The organism is Flavobacterium sp. KS-LB2, assembly GCF_036895565.1.
Classification (GTDB): Bacteria; Bacteroidota; Bacteroidia; order Flavobacteriales; family Flavobacteriaceae; genus Flavobacterium.
Map to the genome: position 1 here is coordinate 1,709,837 of NZ_CP145904.1, position 16,064 is coordinate 1,725,900.

Here is a 16,064-nt window from a genome sequence, read left to right on the forward strand (position 1 = left end):
ATTGTCACTTTTAAGTAAAAAAATATGGGATGGATTAAATAAAATTGAATTATGTAACCGCTCAATATTCAAATCGCTCTATTATAGCATTAAACTCCGGTTCGTTGAACCACTTTTGCTCGATGGTTTCCGTATGAATTCCTATTATTCTTGTTTTGAAATCATTGAGGATTCCATTAGCAATCAAGAAAATAACAGCTTGCTCAAAAGAATTGAACATACTTTTGAAAAACAAATCTTGCTTAATAACATGTTCTGATGAGAACGTTTGTGCAATTTCAATATTGTAGAGCATCACATCCGCAATTATGAAGGGATCTACACCTAAAAGTATGAAATGCTTAATGTATTTTTGAGCAACAGAACGTCTCATTTTTGGTTTACTGCGTCTTCCTGATTTCTTTACAGGATAATATTCATTCGAGATTTTGAGTTTGCATTCCTGCAAAAGCGTTTCTTCCTTTGGATTAAAAACAAAATTATAATAGACTTTTACGGGACTGAATTTCTCGTACAATTCCATAATTTGCTCTTCGAGTTGCTCTTTATTTAGTTCGGCTAGGTATTTTTTTAAATCGCGTTTACTCATTATCAAAGTTTAAGAGTACAAAAGTAATTTACTTTGTGAATCCATGCATCGAAAATCAATGATAATACTTAATTTTGTCATTTATCACTAAAAAAAATAGTAAATGCTTAAAATTTTTAAGGTTACAGCACTAGTAGAAGGTATATCTGCCCTACTATTATTTTTCTTTGCTATGCCAATGAAATATATTTTTAACGATCCCATTTATGTAAAACATATTGGAATGGCTCACGGGGTATTATTTACTGCCTATATTATTATGGCAACAATTTTAAAGTTTAGTGAAAAGTGGGATTTCAAAAAGTATTTTATAATTTGTATCGCCTCAATTCCTCCTTTTGGAACTTTTTATATAGAAAAGAAATACTTGAGAAATGTATAAATTAATAGAAAAAATATTCAATTTTCTATATCCAATATTCAGAAAATGGGGATTAGGCAGCAGTTTTGCTTCGTACCTAAGTCTGCTTATAAACATTGTTGTGCTTTGCGTATTAGCGTATGCAATTTATGTTGTTTTTCGACTTGTTTTGGTCACTATTATGGCGGTAATAGCCCAAAAAACCAAAACCAAATTTGATGATTTACTCGTAACCAACAAAACGGCTAAATACATTGCGCATCTAATTCCGTTATTATTCATTTATAAATCGGTGCCCATAATTCTGGAACGATACGAATATTGGGAAGGTGTTTTTGGGAAGCTGGTTGGGATTTATATTGTCATGCTTGTTTTATGGATAATCCGTACTATTTTCAATGCTTTACGTGATTATTTAAAACTAAAACCCCGATACAGCGACAAACCCATTGATAGTTTCATTCAGGTTATTATGATTGTCCTTTGGGCAGTTGGTATTACGGTTATTATTTCTAAATTATTTGATATTGATCAAAAAGAGCTTTTAACCATTTTGGGAGCAGTTTCTGCAGTGATAATCTTGATTTTTAGAGATACTATTTTAGGTTTTGTATCGAGCGTTCAAGTATCCATTAATGATATGGTTCGAATTGGCGACTGGATTACGATGGATAAATTTGGTGCTGATGGAGATGTAATTGAAATCAATTTAGCAACTGTAAAAGTTCGAAATTTTGATAATACCACTACAACAATTCCAACATACAGTTTAAGTTCCGATTCGTTTCAAAACTGGCGCGGTATGCTTAATTCAGATGGAAGACGTATCAAAAGACACATTCTTATCAAAACGAGCAGCATCCGATTTTTGGAAGAAGCAGAATTAAGTGACTTGAAGAAAATACATCTTATTTCGGATTATATAGACTCTAGGAAATTAGAAATTGACGAGTATAATGCTCTCAATAAAATTGACAAATCAATCGCTATCAATGGTCGAAATTTGACCAATTTAGGCTTGTTTCGAAAGTATATCACGGAATATTTATTCAATTATCCAGGACTAAATAAAGATATGTTGATGCTTTGCCGTCAATTGCAATCTACTTCTCACGGAGTTCCGCTAGAAATTTATGCTTTTTCGCATGACAAACGATTTGAAAATTACGAATATATCATGTCGGATATATTCGATCACATCATTGCTTCAGCGGGTTATTTTGATCTTGAAATTTTTGAAACAGCTACAGAAAATAAAAGTACAACGTAATTTTAGTTGTACTTTTTATTATATTTTTACTTAAGTTGGGAGTCTGTCTTTTACAAATTCTATTGCTGTTTTTCCATGCGATTTTGGTTTCCCGTCCGCATCTAAATTTACCATTGTGGTGTGATCAATGGTGATAATTGTTTCACGAGTCATCATATTTCTAGCTTCACATTTTAGTGTTAGCGAAGTATTTCCAAATTTTAGAACATCAATACCAATTTCGATAATGTCACCTTGTCTTGCAGAACTTCTAAAATTGATTTCAGACATGTGTTTGGTAACTACTCTCGTATTCTCTAGTTGAATAATAGTATACAAAGCTAGTTCTTCATCAATCCAAGCCAATAATTTACCTCCAAATAAAGTACCGTTGGGGTTTAGATCTTCAGGCTTTACCCATTTTCTAGTGTGAAATCGCATAATTTTTCTGTATATCTGCAAAAATAAACTTTTCTTATGGCTATTTTCTTTATTTTTAAAGAAAAAATCATGAGCGAACGCGATACTTTTATAAAAGAATTCCGAGGACAAACAATTGGTTCCGTAACCAATCAATCTACAACCGAAGAATCATTTCAAAATGAGGTTCTTAGGCCTATTTTAAAATTACAAAACGATTTATTTATCGCTTCCTTTAGTAATTATGTAGCGAAAAATAAAGCTGACTTTTACGGCTACACCGTTGAAAAAAAAATAGCAGTGATAGAAAATGCTATCCAAAAAGACATCAAGTTTAGAAATGCTTTAAAAGGAATGATAATGGCATTATTTACTTTGGATGAGTATGCCGTTTATATAAAAAACTCATCAAATATCAATAAAAGAATGATGAGCATGTTAATTGAAAGACTAAAAAGTCAAGTCCAATTATTTGAATTAAAGGAAAAATAAAAAAAGGAATCTTGATTTTTTTAGTTTTAGAAATATGTTAAAAGGAATTGATTTGTTGTTTATAATTTAAAAAACAGCGACATATTCATTCAAATTTTACAATTAAATTACAATTTGACAATCGTAATGTTTTATACAATAAATCTTAATTAAGCATAAATATTTATGTCATTTGCACGAATTTTTTCATTATAATTGTTAAAAATAAAGTTATGAAGGAAGAATATTTTAAATGGCATTCACCCAATCTTAACCGAGATATTGAAATGTTAGTTTTTGGACATGCAGGATATCCTATTATTTTATTTCCCACTTCTATGGGCAGTTACCATGAAAATAAGGATATGGGATTGATTGATTCCGCAAGATGGTACATCGATCAGGGTTTAATCCAAATATTTTGTCCAGACAGCATTGACAAAGATAGTTTTTACAATAAAAATATTCATCCTATTCATCGCATAGAAAATCATGTCAGATACGATAAAATGATTTGTCATGAAATCGTAGAAAAAGTCAAGAACAATACTTCATCAGGAAAAGTAGTTATGGCAGGATGTAGTTTTGGAGGGTACCATGCTGCAAATTTTGCTTTTCGTCATCCCGGTTACGTAAGTCATATGTTCTCGATGAGTGGCGCTTTCAATATTAAAAGTTTTATGGATGGTTTTCACAATGATGATGTATTTTACAACAGTCCTGAAGATTATTTATATGGATTGAATGATCATGAATTGTGGAATATGGATATCGTTTTAGGAACTTCTAATTGGGATATTTGTTTTGATGCAAATTTAAAACTAAGCAAAATTTTAAGTGACCGAAACATACATCACTGGCTGGATATTCGTCAGGAGCGCAAACATGATTGGCCTGTTTGGAAAGAAATGTTTCCACATTATTTATCAAGAATTAAATTTTTTTAAAATTATAAACACATCAAGATGAAAAAAATTGGAATTTTATTTGGAATGGAAGACACTTTTCCACAAGCATTTATAGATCGTGTTAATTCAAAAAACGAGAAAGGAATCATTGCTGAAGCTGTAGCTATTGATAAAGTAGTCCAAAATAAAGACGGAGAATACGCAGTAATTATTGACCGAATTTCACAAGATGTTCCTTTTTATCGCGCCTATTTAAAAAATGCAGCTTTAACAGGAACTAACGTTATTAATAATCCTTTCTGGTGGAGTGCCGATGATAAATTTTTCAATAATGCTTTGGCAGATACCCTTGGAGTTCCGTTGCCTAATACCGTAATTCTTCCATCTGCAGAACATCCTACGGATACTACTGGAAAATCATTTAGAAATTTAAAATATCCAATGGATTGGGAAGGAATTTTTGATTATATCGGATTTCCAGCTTATATGAAACCCTATGCAGGCGGAGGTTGGAAAAACGTGTACAGATTGGAAAACAAAGAAGAGTTTTGGGAAAAACATCAGGAAACGGGACAATTAGTGATGATGTTACAAGAAGAAATTGTTTTTACAGAGTATTTTAGAGTATATTGTTTGGGTTGCAAAGCAGTCCGAATTATGCAATACGAACCCAGAAATCCACATCATTTGCGTTATGTAATTGACGGGCCTCCGGTAGATAAAAAATTACTGGCTACTATAAAAGACTATACTTTACGCCTTTGCAAAGGCCTAGGATATGACTTTAATACGGTAGAATTTGCCGTTCGTGATGGGATTCCGTATGCTATTGATTTTGGAAATCCCGCGCCTGATGCTGAATTAACTTCAGTGGGTGCTGAAAATTTTGAATGGGTAGTGGAAGAAGCTGCTAAAATGGCCATCGCCGCCGCAAAAAAACAAAAACCAGGAAAACTAAATTTGACTTGGGGAACTTTTATAAAAGACGCTACGAAATAGTTTTCAGTCACAGTATTCAGTAAACAAACTGAAAACTGCGACTGCGACTGAACGCTAAAAAAATAAATATGTTAAAGAAATTACCTGTTTTTACACTTGGTGTAGAAGAAGAATATCAAATTATAGATCCTGTTTCTAGAGATTTGCGGTCGCATTTATCTAAAATTGTAGATGGTGCCAAGATAATTTTAAATGAGCAGGTCAAGGCTGAAATGCATCAATCTGTGGTAGAAGTGGGAACTAATATTTGCAAGAATGTTGATGATGCTAAAAATGAGATTCGTTTTTTACGTTCCAAAATAGTTGAGTTAGCTGACAAGCAAGATCTTATTGTGGGTGGCGCCGGAACGCATCCTTTTTCAAAATGGCAGGATCAACCTATCACTGATGACCCACGATATCACGATATTGTTAATGAATTACAAGATGCGGCACGTTCTAATTTGATTTTTGGAATGCATTGTCACGTGGGAATTGAAAATCGGGAAATTGGTTTGCAATTAATGAATCAAGCAACCTACTTCTTACCTCATATATTTGCACTTTCGACAAATTCCCCTTTTTGGGAAGGTAGAAAGACTGGGTACAAATCTTTTAGAACTAAAGTTTTTGATAAATTTCCAAGAACTGGATTACCTGAATATTTTGACTCAGTGAGTTCCTATGAAAATTATTTAGATACTTTGGTGAAAACTAATTGTATCGATAATCCAAAGAAAATTTGGTGGGATTTGCGCTTGCATCCTTTTTATAATACGATTGAATTTAGGATTTGCGATATGTGCTTAACGGTTGATGAAACTATTTGTATTGTAGCTATTATTCAAGCAATTGTGGCTAAACTCTACAAATTGAACATGAACAATACGAGTTTCAATATTTATCGATTGGCTTTAATCAAGGAAAATAAATTCCGTGCTGCTCGTTATGGAATTGATAATAATATGATTGATTTTGGATTGCAAAAAGAAGTGGAAACTAAAATGCTTATCTTGGAATTATTAGATTTTATTGATGATGTAGTGGATGAATTGGGAAGTCGTGAGGATATTAATTATGTTCATGAAATTTTAAAAAATGGAACTGGAGCAGACAAACAACTTGCTATTTTTGAAGAATCAGCTGATCTTTCTAAAGTAGTGGACTTTATAACTGGCGAATTCACTAAGGGATTATAAAATATAAATTATCTTTGCGCATTATTTTTTAAAAATAGTTATGTCGAATAAAATTATAAAAATAGCGCTTCTGGACATGTACAAAGGAGAACCTAATCAAGGGATGCGTTGTATCATTGATGTTGTAAACAGGTTTAGTCCTGTGGTTAGTTTTGAAATATTCGATGTTCGGGTAAAATGTGAATTACCGGATATTAAAGAATTTGATATTTATATTTCTACCGGTGGTCCAGGGAATCCATTAATTGGAGATGGAAATTGGGATGTGAAATATTATGCTTTTATTGATTCGTTACATAAATGGAATAGTGAAAATACAATTAAAAAGCATGTGCTTTTCATTTGTCATTCTTTTCAAATGGCTTGCTTGCATTTTGGTTTAGCCACAGTGACACGAAGAAACGACACTTCTTTTGGAGTAATGACTATACATAAAACCAAAGAAGGACTTGTAGATCCTTTATTTGAAGGATTAGCCGATCCTTTTTATGCAATTGATTCTAGAGATTATCAAGTGGTACAACCCAAATTGAGTGTTTTTGCCAAAAAAGGAGCAAAAATAATTTCATTGGAAAAAATTCGGGATCATGTGCAATATGAACGTGCGATAATGGCAGTTCGTTTTACAGACTATTTTGTAGGTACACAATTTCATCCCGAAGCTGATCCAATAAGCTTTGTCTCTCATTTGAGAAACAAACAGGCAAAAGAAAAAATAAAAGCTATGAAAGGCAAAAGAAAGTTCAGAAATATGCTGGAAGATTTATTAGATGATGATAAAATATACAGAACTAATGAAACTTTGATTCCAAACTTTCTAAGAACTGCCATCAATGACTTGATGAAAACTAAGAAAATACTTTCTAATTAATAAATTCATTTCAAGATGATTTCAAAATATCGGGAGTTATTTAATACTCAATTTACAGAAAAAAAATATCAGGAATTCAAAGATGATATTGCTTCCGATTTTAATTATATGCCTACTTTTAGATTAGGTGAAACGCCTTTCTTTATTTCAAATGAGTTAAAAGCACAATTGATTCAAGGTTGTAATCAAGTTATAGCTTTTATTCAAAAAAAAGATTTTAAAAGTCTTACTTATAAGTCATTAGAATTAAATAATAAAGTACCAAATGAGGATGAACACACTACTTTTTTAGCTATTGATTTTGGAATTTGTGAGGAAGATGGAATGATTATTCCTAAGCTAATTGAAGTTCAAGGATTTCCTTCTTTGTATAATTATCAAATTAATTTGTATGAAAAATTTAAGAAACATTATCCTTTTCTTAGTGAGCTAACGCCTTTTATCAATGGCATTGAGCCACAAGAATATTTGAATATTTTAGAAGATGCAATTTGCAATAATCATCCAAAAGAAAATGTTATTCTTCTTGAAATAGAACCCGAAAAACAAAATACCAAGATTGATTTTTATTATTGCCAAAGAGATATTGGCATACCTATAGTTTGCGTTACTGAACTCATAAAGAAAGGCAAACAACTGTTCTACAAAAACATAAAAGGTGATGAAATCCAGGTGAAAAGAATCTACAATCGGGTTATTTTTGATGAATTGGATTTGCGAACAGATTTAAAGTTAAATTTCCATTTTTCAGATGATCTTGATGTAGAATGGGCTGGTCATCCCAATTGGTTTTTCAGAATCAGTAAATTTATTTTACCATTCTTAAAAGGAAAATATTTTATTGAAACGACTCTATTAAGTGAGCTTAAAGAAATCCCTTTGGATTTAGAAAATTATGTGCTTAAACCACTCTTTTCCTTCTCAGGAACAGGAGTTATTTTTCATGTAACGAAAGAAGATATAGAAGCAGTTGTTGAAAAAGAACTTTATATTCTTCAAAAAAAGGTAAACTACCTTCCTATTGTACAATCTCCTGATGGGAAAGTAAAAGCAGAAGTCCGTATACTCTGTGTTTGGAAAAAAGAAGATGCTGCGCCTACTCTATTGTGCAACTTAGTACGATTGAGCCGTGGTGAAATGATAGGTGTGAAATTCAATAAAGACAAAGATTGGGTTGGCGGTACACTTGGTTTATTTGAAAGATAACTTTTCTACACATAATAAAGTGTAATTTTTTTATGCTTTTTTTTGCTTACAATATTTGATTCCAATTTAGCTTTTTATTCTATTATAAAGATACTTCGTCTTACCTATTTAATTAGGCCTCATTTATAGTACAATTTTATTTTATTTTTAAGTTCAATTTTTTTATAGTTAATGTCATTTTAACACATTGAAATCACTCAAAATGAAGTTCGATTATAAATTTATAAGATATATCTTATCAAATTTAACTAAAATTAATAAATAAATGAATTTTTAGTCAATTTGGATTTTTTAAAATATATTTTTTTTCTTGTTTTAATAGATTACAGATAGTGTTTACTGAATTTTTTAAAGTGATTCCCTTAATAATTTGAAAAAAATGGAATTATTCAATAAATTAACATAAAAAAAATTAAGATATTTTTTTTTTCTTTATTATTGTAAAGTAATAATAATTTAAGAATAATAAACAATTTTAATAATTAACAAATGAATAGAAGAGAAGCACTTAAAAGCGTTGCGTTTTTGATGGGAAGCGCAATCTCAGCAACTACGATGGGCGTTTTGTTTGAAAGTTTTACTTTGCCTGATAAAGAGAAAAATAGAGTATTTTTTTCTGCTTCAGATGAAGAAGTTCTAGCTGAATTTGCCGATATCATTATACCGACGACAGCATCTTCACCAGGGGCTAAATCCGCAGGACTTGGCGCTTTTATTCCGATGATGATTAAAGATTGTTATCCAGCACAAATGCAAGAGATTTTTGCTTCAGGAATGAAAGATATGCAGGCAAAATGTTTGAAAGATTTCAATAAAGATTTCTTAGCAATGTCAGTTGCAGAACGTCAGAAATTAATGGAAGCTTTAAAAGAAGAAACTATTGCTAATAAAAAAGCACCTTCTTTCTTTTTGCTTGCAAGAGATTTGACTCTTCTGGGTTATTATTCTTCAGAAATAGGTTGTACACAAGCACGTGAATACCTACCTGTCCCAGGAAGATATGACGGTAATGCTGATTACATACCTGGACAAAAAGGTTGGGCTACTAACTAATTTTTAGTAGAACATTTTGTCTTAAACTATTTTATTAAATAAAAATTACTACACGTGAATATAAATACAAATTTAAAAGAGGAAAATACATATGATGCTATTGTAATAGGATCAGGAATTAGCGGTGGTTGGGCAGCAAAAGAACTAACCGAAAAAGGGTTAAAAGTTTTGATGTTAGAACGAGGAATGAACATCGAGCATGTTAAAGATTATGAATCTGCAATGAAAGCTCCTTGGGAATTTGAGCACGCTGGAAAATTGACCGAAGAACAAAAAAGAACACATCCAGTACAAACACGTGATTACCCATACAATGAAGCTACCGAAAAATGGTGGGTAAACGATTTGGAATGTCCATATACTGAAGACAAACGTTTCGACTGGTACAGAGGATTTCATGTTGGAGGAAAGTCTTTAATGTGGGGACGTCAAAGTTATCGTTTTAGTGATCATAATTTTGAAGATAACGCTAAAGATGGTCATGGTAATGACTGGCCTATCCGTTATAAAGATCTTACAAAATGGTATGATTATGTAGAAAAATTTGCAGGAATCAGCGGGCAAGCTGAAAACTGGCCTCTTTTGCCAGATGGAAAATTTTTGCCTCCTATGGATTTAAATTGTGTAGAAAAATCAGTTAAAGAAAGACTAGAAAAGCATTATAACAGAACACGTATATTAACTATAGGACGTACAGCTAACTTAACAGTGCCTCATAAAGGTCGTGGAAGTTGTCAATATAGAAATTTATGTAGTCGTGGTTGCCCGTTTGGTGCTTATTTCAGCACGCAATCATCTACATTGCCTGCTGCTATGGCTACAAAAAGATTGACAGTAAGACCCTACTCTATTGTGAATCATATTATTTATGATAAAGACACAAAAAAGGCAAAAGGTGTAATGGTAATTGATGCAGAAACAAATGAAACCATGGAGTTTTATGCTAAAATTGTTTTTGTAAATGGTTCTACTTTAGGATCAACATTCATCTTATTGAATTCAACTTCAGAAGCGCATCCAAATGGGATGGGTAATGCCAGTGGACAATTGGGACATAATTTAATGGATCATCATTTCCGTTGTGGTGCTGAAGGAAGTGCTGAAGGCTTTGAAGATAAATACACGTACGGAAGAAGAGCAAATGGTATTTATATTCCAAGATATCAAAATGTTGGTAGTGACAAGCGTGATTACTTAAGAGGTTTTGGTTACCAAGGAGGTGCTAGCAGAGGATTATGGCATAAAGAAGTTGCTGAATTAGCTTTTGGTGAAAACTTTAAAAATACTATGTCATTACCTGCCGATTCTTGGAGTATGGGATTGGGTGGTTTTGGTGAAATGTTACCATATTATGAGAATAAAGTATACATCGATCATAGTAAGAAAGACAAATGGGGACAACCTGTTTTAGCGATTGATTGTGAATATAAAGAGAATGAAGCTAAAATGCGTGAAGACATGATGAATGATGCAGCTGAAATGCTTGAAGCATCGGGAATCAAAAATGTTAAAACGTATGATAACGATTGCTATCCTGGAATGGCTATACACGAAATGGGTACTGCTAGAATGGGTAATGATCCTAAAGATTCTGTTTTAAATAAATGGAATCAAATGCATGAAGTTAGTAACGTATTTGTTACCGATGGTTCTTGTATGCCCTCTATTGCGTGTCAAAATCCATCATTAACTTTTATGGCTTTAACAGCACGTGCTTGTGATTACGCAGTAAAAGAATTAAAAAAAGGAAATATTTAGGTTCATCATGATGAGAAAATTAAGAATGGGAATGGTCGGTGGTGGCCAAGATGCTTTTATAGGTGCTATTCACCGCTTAGCCGCAAACATGGATGGACTGATTGAATTAAGCTGTGGAGCATTAAGTATAACTCCAGAAACAGCAATAGCATCTGGTAAAGCGTTGTTTCTTCCAGAGTCGAGAACGTATCTAACCTATGACGAAATGATTAAAGCTGAAGCGGCTTTACCTGCTGAAGAAAGAATCGATTTTGTCACTATAGTTACTCCAAATTTTGCGCATTTTGCACCTGCAATGATGGCTTTGGAGCATGGTTTTAATGTTGTAATTGAAAAACCAATGACTTTTTCATTGGAAGAAGCAAAACTATTGAAACAAAAAGTAGAAGAGACAGGATTAATACTTTGTTTAACACATACTTACTCAGGTTATCCAATGGTCAAACAAGCGAAAGCTATGGTTAGAGAGGGGAAATTGGGTAAAATTAGAAAAGTTATCGTAGAATATCCTCAAGGTTGGTTGAGTAAATTATCAGAAAGAGAAGGTAATGCGCAAGCGGCTTGGAGAACTGATCCTAAAAAATCTGGAAAAAGTTCTGTAATGGGAGACATTGGGACTCATGCATCTCATTTAGCCGAATATATTACTGGTGCTAAAATTACAGATGTTTGTGCTGAGTTGAACACATTAGTTGAAGGCCGCGTAATGGATGATGATGGCGCCGTACTATTGAAGTTTGATAATGGCGCAAAAGGAGTTTTAATTGCATCACAAGTTGCCGCTGGAGAAGAAAACGCTCTAAAAATCAGAATCTATGGGGAAAAAGGCGGAATTGAATGGTTTCAACATGAGCCCAATACCTTGACGGTTCGATGGCTAGAGGAACCAGCTCAAATTTTGAGAGCGGGGGTTAATTATGGTGGATATTTATCTTCATTTGCAACCCATAACTGCCGTACTCCTGGTGGGCATCCAGAAGGTTATTTAGAAGCATTTGCTAATATTTACCGCAACTTTGCCTTAACGCTTGGTTGTAAGTTAGATGGTACAGAGCCTACGCCTGAAATGTTAGACTTTCCCTCTGTTGAAGATGGATTAAGAGGAATGGCATTTATCGATAACGTAGTAGCATCATCACAATCTGATAAAAAATGGACTCCTTACGTTTTGTAATAAAATAGGAATTCATAAAAGTTTTAGACAAAATATAATATGACAACAATACAAGGCCCCGCAGTATTTTTAGCCCAATTTATCAGTAATGAAGCTCCTTTTAATTCCTTAAACGGAATTTGTAAATGGGCTGCTGATTTAGGTTTTAAAGGTATTCAAATGCCAACATTAGATACTCGATTTATTGATTTACAAAAGGCTGCAGAAAGTAAAACGTATGCCGATGAACTTAAAGGTACTATTGCTTCATACGGATTAGAAATAACAGAATTATCTACTCACTTGCAAGGACAACTGGTAGCTGTTCATCCAGCTTATGATGATTTTTTTGATGCTTTTGCTCCAGTAAATGTACATGGTAATTCTAAAGCCAGACAAGAATGGGCCGTTCAGCAATTGAAATATGCTGCAAAAGCATCTCAAAATTTAGGCTTAAATGCACATGCAACTTTTAGTGGATCTTTGCTTTGGCAATATTTTCACCCTTGGCCACAAAGACCATCGGGCTTAGTTGAAGATGGTTTTGCCGAATTGGCAAAACGTTGGTTGCCTATTTTAAATGAGTTTGATCAAAATGGGGTCGATCTTTGCTATGAAATTCATCCTGGAGAAGATTTGTTTGATGGAGAAACATATGAAATGTTTTTGAAGGCTGTAAATAATCATTCCAGAGCTTGCTTGCTATATGATCCATCACATTTTGTTTTGCAACAGTTAGATTACATTCAATACATTGATTTTTATCACGAAAGAATTAAAGCTTTTCACGTAAAGGATGCCGAGTTTAACCCTACAGGAAAGCAAGGAACTTTTGGAGGATACCAAAGTTGGGCAAACCGTGCGGGACGTTATCGTTCCCCTGGAGATGGTCAAATTGACTTTAAAACTATTTTTAGTAAACTGGCTCAATATGATTTTAAAGGTTGGGCAGTTATGGAATGGGAATGTTGCATCAAAAATCAAGAAGATGGTGCCCGTGAAGGTGCTCAATTTATAAAAAATCATATTATAAAAGTTACAGACAAAGCATTTGATGACTTTGCAGCTGTAGAAACTAATAAGGCTTTTAATAGAAAAAACTTAGGATTATAAAACTTAAATAGAAATGAAAATGAAATTAAAATATTTGCTTTTTGGGGTTGCTTTAATCAGCTTAACCTCATTTTCTAATGATACTTTATACACAAACTATAGTAAAGTTACTAAGAAAACAAACACTGTTTTTCAAACATCAGATGGTGAGAAATTAATTGCTAAATCTGATTGTGTAGGCTGCCATAAATTAGACAAAAAGCTAATAGGTCCCTCCTATATGGACATTGCAAAAAAATATCCTTCTAATGATAAAAATGTGGCCTATTTATCTGGAAAAATAATAAAAGGAGGTTCTGGAGTTTGGGGAACTATACCAATGGCTGCGCATGCATCACTAAAAAAGGATGATGCAAAATCTATGGCCAAATATATTTTATCCTTAAAAAAATAATTTTATAAGTGCTTTTCAAGATTCTAAAAAACTATTAGAATATCGAAAAGCATTTATTTATTAAACTATTTCATTACTATTAACTAACCGTATTAACAATAAATGAAACAAAAAGAAGAAGAAAGTAAAATCATCAATAACCGTCGTGATTTTATAAAAACTACTGCTGTAGCTGCTGCAGCTTTTATGATTGTTCCTCGTCATGTTTTAGGAAGAGGATTCGTAGCTCCAAGTGATCGTTTATCAATTGCCAGCATTGGTGTTGGAGGAAAAGGAAAATCTGATATTGCTATGTTTGCTAACAGTGGTAAAGCTGATATTTCATTTTTATGTGATGTAGATACAAGAAGAGCTGCTGCTAGTGTAAACGCATTTCCAAAAGCTAAATTTTACAAGGATTGGCGTGAAATGTTAGACAAAGAACATAAAAACTTCGATGCAGTTTCTGTTTCTACACCGGATCATAATCATGCTATTCAAGCTCTTGCAGCGATGCAACTAGGCAAACATGTTTACGTTCAAAAACCAATGGCGCATGATATTTACGAAGCTCGTATTTTAACTCAAGCGGCTAAAAAATATAAAGTGGTAACTCAAATGGGAAATCAAGGTGCCTCAAATGATGGTACCAGAATAATGAAAGAATGGTATGAAGCAGGCTTAATTGGAGATGTTCACACGATACACGCTTGGACTGATCGCCCAGTTTGGCCTCAAGGAATTCCTTGGTCTGCTAATAAAGCAGATATTCCAAAAGAATTAGATTGGGATTTATGGTTAGGAACTGCTCCTTATAAAGAATATGTTAACAAATTAGTTCCGTTTAACTGGAGAGGTTGGTGGGATTATGGAACTGGTGCATTAGGAGATATGGGATGTCACTTACTGGAAGCTCCTTTTAGTGTTTTGAACTTAAAATATGCTAAAGATGTTCAATGTAGTGTTGGTTCCGTTTATGTTGATGAATTTCAAAGAGGATATTTTCCAGAGAGTTGTCCTCCTTCAAGTCATGTTACCTTAACTTTTCCAAAAACAGAGAAAACTAAAGGTGATATAGCTGTTCATTGGATGGATGGCGGAATTCAGCCTGAAAGACCTTCTGAATTGGGGCCAAATGAAATTTTTGGCGATGGTGGAAATGGAACATTATTCACTGGTACAAAAGGAAAAATGATGTGTGATACCTATGGCTTAAATCCTCGTTTACTTCCACTTAGCAAAAATGAAAATCTGAAAGTTGCTCAAAAATATGCTCGAGTAAAAGACGGAGCTGATGGACATTACAGACAGTGGGTTGAAGCAGCAATTGCAGGTTATGGAAAAAAAGAATTAAGTTCTCCTTTTGAAATTGCCGGGCCTTTAACCGAAGCTTTATTAATGGCTAACCTTGCTATCAGAGGATATGATGTAATGAGAGAAGAACTTGGAGAAGAAGTCTATCCAGGACGTTCTTCTAAACTATTATGGGATAATGACGCTATGAAAATTACAAATTTTGACGAAGTAAATCAATTTGTTAAACGAGAGTATCGTCAAGGTTGGAAAGCTTTAACTTTATAAAAAAAAGAGTAATTATAAATTCAAAAATTTAAAAATGATTAAAAATATCTGTACTTCATTACTAGTTATGATAATGATTCAAACCGCAAATGCACAGCAAGCCCCTATAGCTAAAGGATTTAAGTCAATATTTGATGGGCAATCAACAACTGGCTGGCATACTTATGGTAAAACTACTGCTGGTTCTGGATGGAAAGTTGAAGATGGTGTGTTGCATTTTGATCCTACAGCAGCCCAAAATGGTCAAGGCGGTGATCTTGTAACTGATGCAGAATATGAGAATTTTCATTTAAAATTAGATTGGAAAGTAGCTTCCAAAGCTAATAGTGGTATAATTTTTTATGTGAACGAAGATTTATCAAAATTCAAGAATACCTATGAAACCGGTTTAGAAATGCAAGTATTAGACAATGACGGGCATCCTGATGGAAAAATTGAAAAGCATAGAGCAGGTGATTTATACGATTTAATAAAAAGTAGTTCAGAGCCTGTTAAACCCGTAGGTGAATGGAATACCGTAGACATAGTATGTAAATTTGGAAAACTGACTATGTTATTAAATGGAGTAAAAGTAGTTGAAACTACGCTTTGGGATGCTAATTTTAAAACCTTAGTAGCAGGAAGTAAATTTGCTACTTGGCCAGGTTTTGCTGTTTCCAAAAAAGGTAAAATTGCCTTACAAGATCACGGTGATAATGTATGGTTCCGAAATATTCAGATAAAAGAATGGAATTCTATGAAAATTACTACTGGTTGTGAAGCTGGGATGTAATAAACCACT

Annotated in this window: 16 protein-coding genes and 1 pseudogene; 15 read left to right on the forward strand and 2 right to left on the reverse strand. The window is 33.2% G+C overall.

Annotated features, from left to right (window positions below; translation table 11 throughout):
• Nucleotides 1-61: 61 nt before the first annotated feature.
• The gene (locus V5J73_RS07195; protein ID WP_338644523.1) at nt 62-589 is read right to left on the reverse strand and encodes a DUF6155 family protein; all 528 of its coding nucleotides are present in this window, start codon (nt 587-589) and stop codon (nt 62-64) included.
• Nucleotides 590-692: 103 nt separating this feature from the next.
• Between V5J73_RS07195 and V5J73_RS07200 the strand changes: the two genes are divergently transcribed.
• Nucleotides 693-971, forward strand: coding sequence for a DUF3817 domain-containing protein (locus V5J73_RS07200; protein WP_338644525.1), 279 nt, complete (start codon nt 693-695; stop codon nt 969-971).
• A complete protein-coding gene (locus V5J73_RS07205; protein WP_338644527.1) occupies nt 964-2,220 on the forward strand; it encodes a mechanosensitive ion channel family protein in 1,257 nt (418 codons plus the stop codon). Before V5J73_RS07200 ends, V5J73_RS07205 begins: the two co-directional genes overlap by 8 nt.
• A 216-nt stretch (nt 2,221-2,436) precedes the next feature.
• On the opposite strand, the pseudogene V5J73_RS14660 reads toward V5J73_RS07205, so the two are convergent.
• Nucleotides 2,437-2,640: pseudogene (locus V5J73_RS14660) on the reverse strand (acyl-CoA thioesterase); the annotation flags it as partial.
• A 69-nt stretch (nt 2,641-2,709) separates the two neighbouring features.
• Between V5J73_RS14660 and V5J73_RS07215 the strand changes: the two are divergent.
• From V5J73_RS07215 to V5J73_RS07275, 13 genes are all read left to right on the forward strand, one after another.
• Nucleotides 2,710-3,111, forward strand: coding sequence for a glyoxalase (locus tag V5J73_RS07215; RefSeq protein ID WP_338648603.1), 402 nt, complete (start codon nt 2,710-2,712; stop codon nt 3,109-3,111).
• A gap of 212 nt (nt 3,112-3,323) precedes the next feature.
• Nucleotides 3,324-4,037, forward strand: a complete 714-nt coding sequence (locus V5J73_RS07220; protein WP_338644531.1) for an esterase family protein — start codon at nt 3,324-3,326, stop codon at nt 4,035-4,037.
• Nucleotides 4,038-4,055: 18 nt separating this feature from the next.
• The gene (locus V5J73_RS07225) at nt 4,056-4,997 is read left to right on the forward strand and encodes an ATP-grasp domain-containing protein (RefSeq protein WP_338644533.1); all 942 of its coding nucleotides are present in this window, start codon (nt 4,056-4,058) and stop codon (nt 4,995-4,997) included.
• Between the two features lie 68 nt (nt 4,998-5,065).
• The gene (locus V5J73_RS07230; protein WP_338644535.1) at nt 5,066-6,175 is read left to right on the forward strand and encodes a carboxylate-amine ligase; all 1,110 of its coding nucleotides are present in this window, start codon (nt 5,066-5,068) and stop codon (nt 6,173-6,175) included.
• A gap of 40 nt (nt 6,176-6,215) precedes the next feature.
• A complete protein-coding gene (locus V5J73_RS07235; RefSeq protein WP_338644537.1) occupies nt 6,216-7,046 on the forward strand; it encodes a type 1 glutamine amidotransferase in 831 nt (276 codons plus the stop codon).
• Nucleotides 7,047-7,061: 15 nt separating this feature from the next.
• Nucleotides 7,062-8,252 carry a hypothetical protein gene (locus tag V5J73_RS07240; RefSeq protein ID WP_338644539.1) on the forward strand — a complete coding sequence of 397 codons (1,191 nt, stop codon included), beginning with the start codon at nt 7,062-7,064 and terminating at the stop codon, nt 8,250-8,252.
• Nucleotides 8,253-8,741: 489 nt separating this feature from the next.
• Nucleotides 8,742-9,305 carry a gluconate 2-dehydrogenase subunit 3 family protein gene (locus V5J73_RS07245; RefSeq protein WP_338644541.1) on the forward strand — a complete coding sequence of 188 codons (564 nt, stop codon included), beginning with the start codon at nt 8,742-8,744 and terminating at the stop codon, nt 9,303-9,305.
• A gap of 54 nt (nt 9,306-9,359) precedes the next feature.
• A complete protein-coding gene (locus V5J73_RS07250; RefSeq protein WP_338644543.1) occupies nt 9,360-11,063 on the forward strand; it encodes a GMC family oxidoreductase in 1,704 nt (567 codons plus the stop codon).
• Between the two features lie 7 nt (nt 11,064-11,070).
• Nucleotides 11,071-12,237 (forward strand): Gfo/Idh/MocA family protein, encoded by a 1,167-nt coding sequence (locus V5J73_RS07255; RefSeq protein WP_338644545.1) that lies wholly within the window; start codon nt 11,071-11,073, stop codon nt 12,235-12,237.
• Between the two features lie 39 nt (nt 12,238-12,276).
• The gene (locus tag V5J73_RS07260; RefSeq protein ID WP_338644547.1) at nt 12,277-13,329 is read left to right on the forward strand and encodes a sugar phosphate isomerase/epimerase family protein; all 1,053 of its coding nucleotides are present in this window, start codon (nt 12,277-12,279) and stop codon (nt 13,327-13,329) included.
• Nucleotides 13,330-13,348: 19 nt separating this feature from the next.
• On the forward strand, nt 13,349-13,723 hold the full coding sequence (locus V5J73_RS07265) for a c-type cytochrome (protein WP_338644549.1): 375 nt from the start codon (nt 13,349-13,351) through the stop codon (nt 13,721-13,723).
• A 102-nt stretch (nt 13,724-13,825) separates the two neighbouring features.
• Nucleotides 13,826-15,283, forward strand: a complete 1,458-nt coding sequence (locus V5J73_RS07270; RefSeq protein ID WP_338644551.1) for a Gfo/Idh/MocA family protein — start codon at nt 13,826-13,828, stop codon at nt 15,281-15,283.
• 34 nt (nt 15,284-15,317) lie between these two features.
• Nucleotides 15,318-16,055, forward strand: a complete 738-nt coding sequence (locus V5J73_RS07275; protein WP_338644552.1) for a 3-keto-disaccharide hydrolase — start codon at nt 15,318-15,320, stop codon at nt 16,053-16,055.
• Nucleotides 16,056-16,064: the final 9 nt, after the last annotated feature.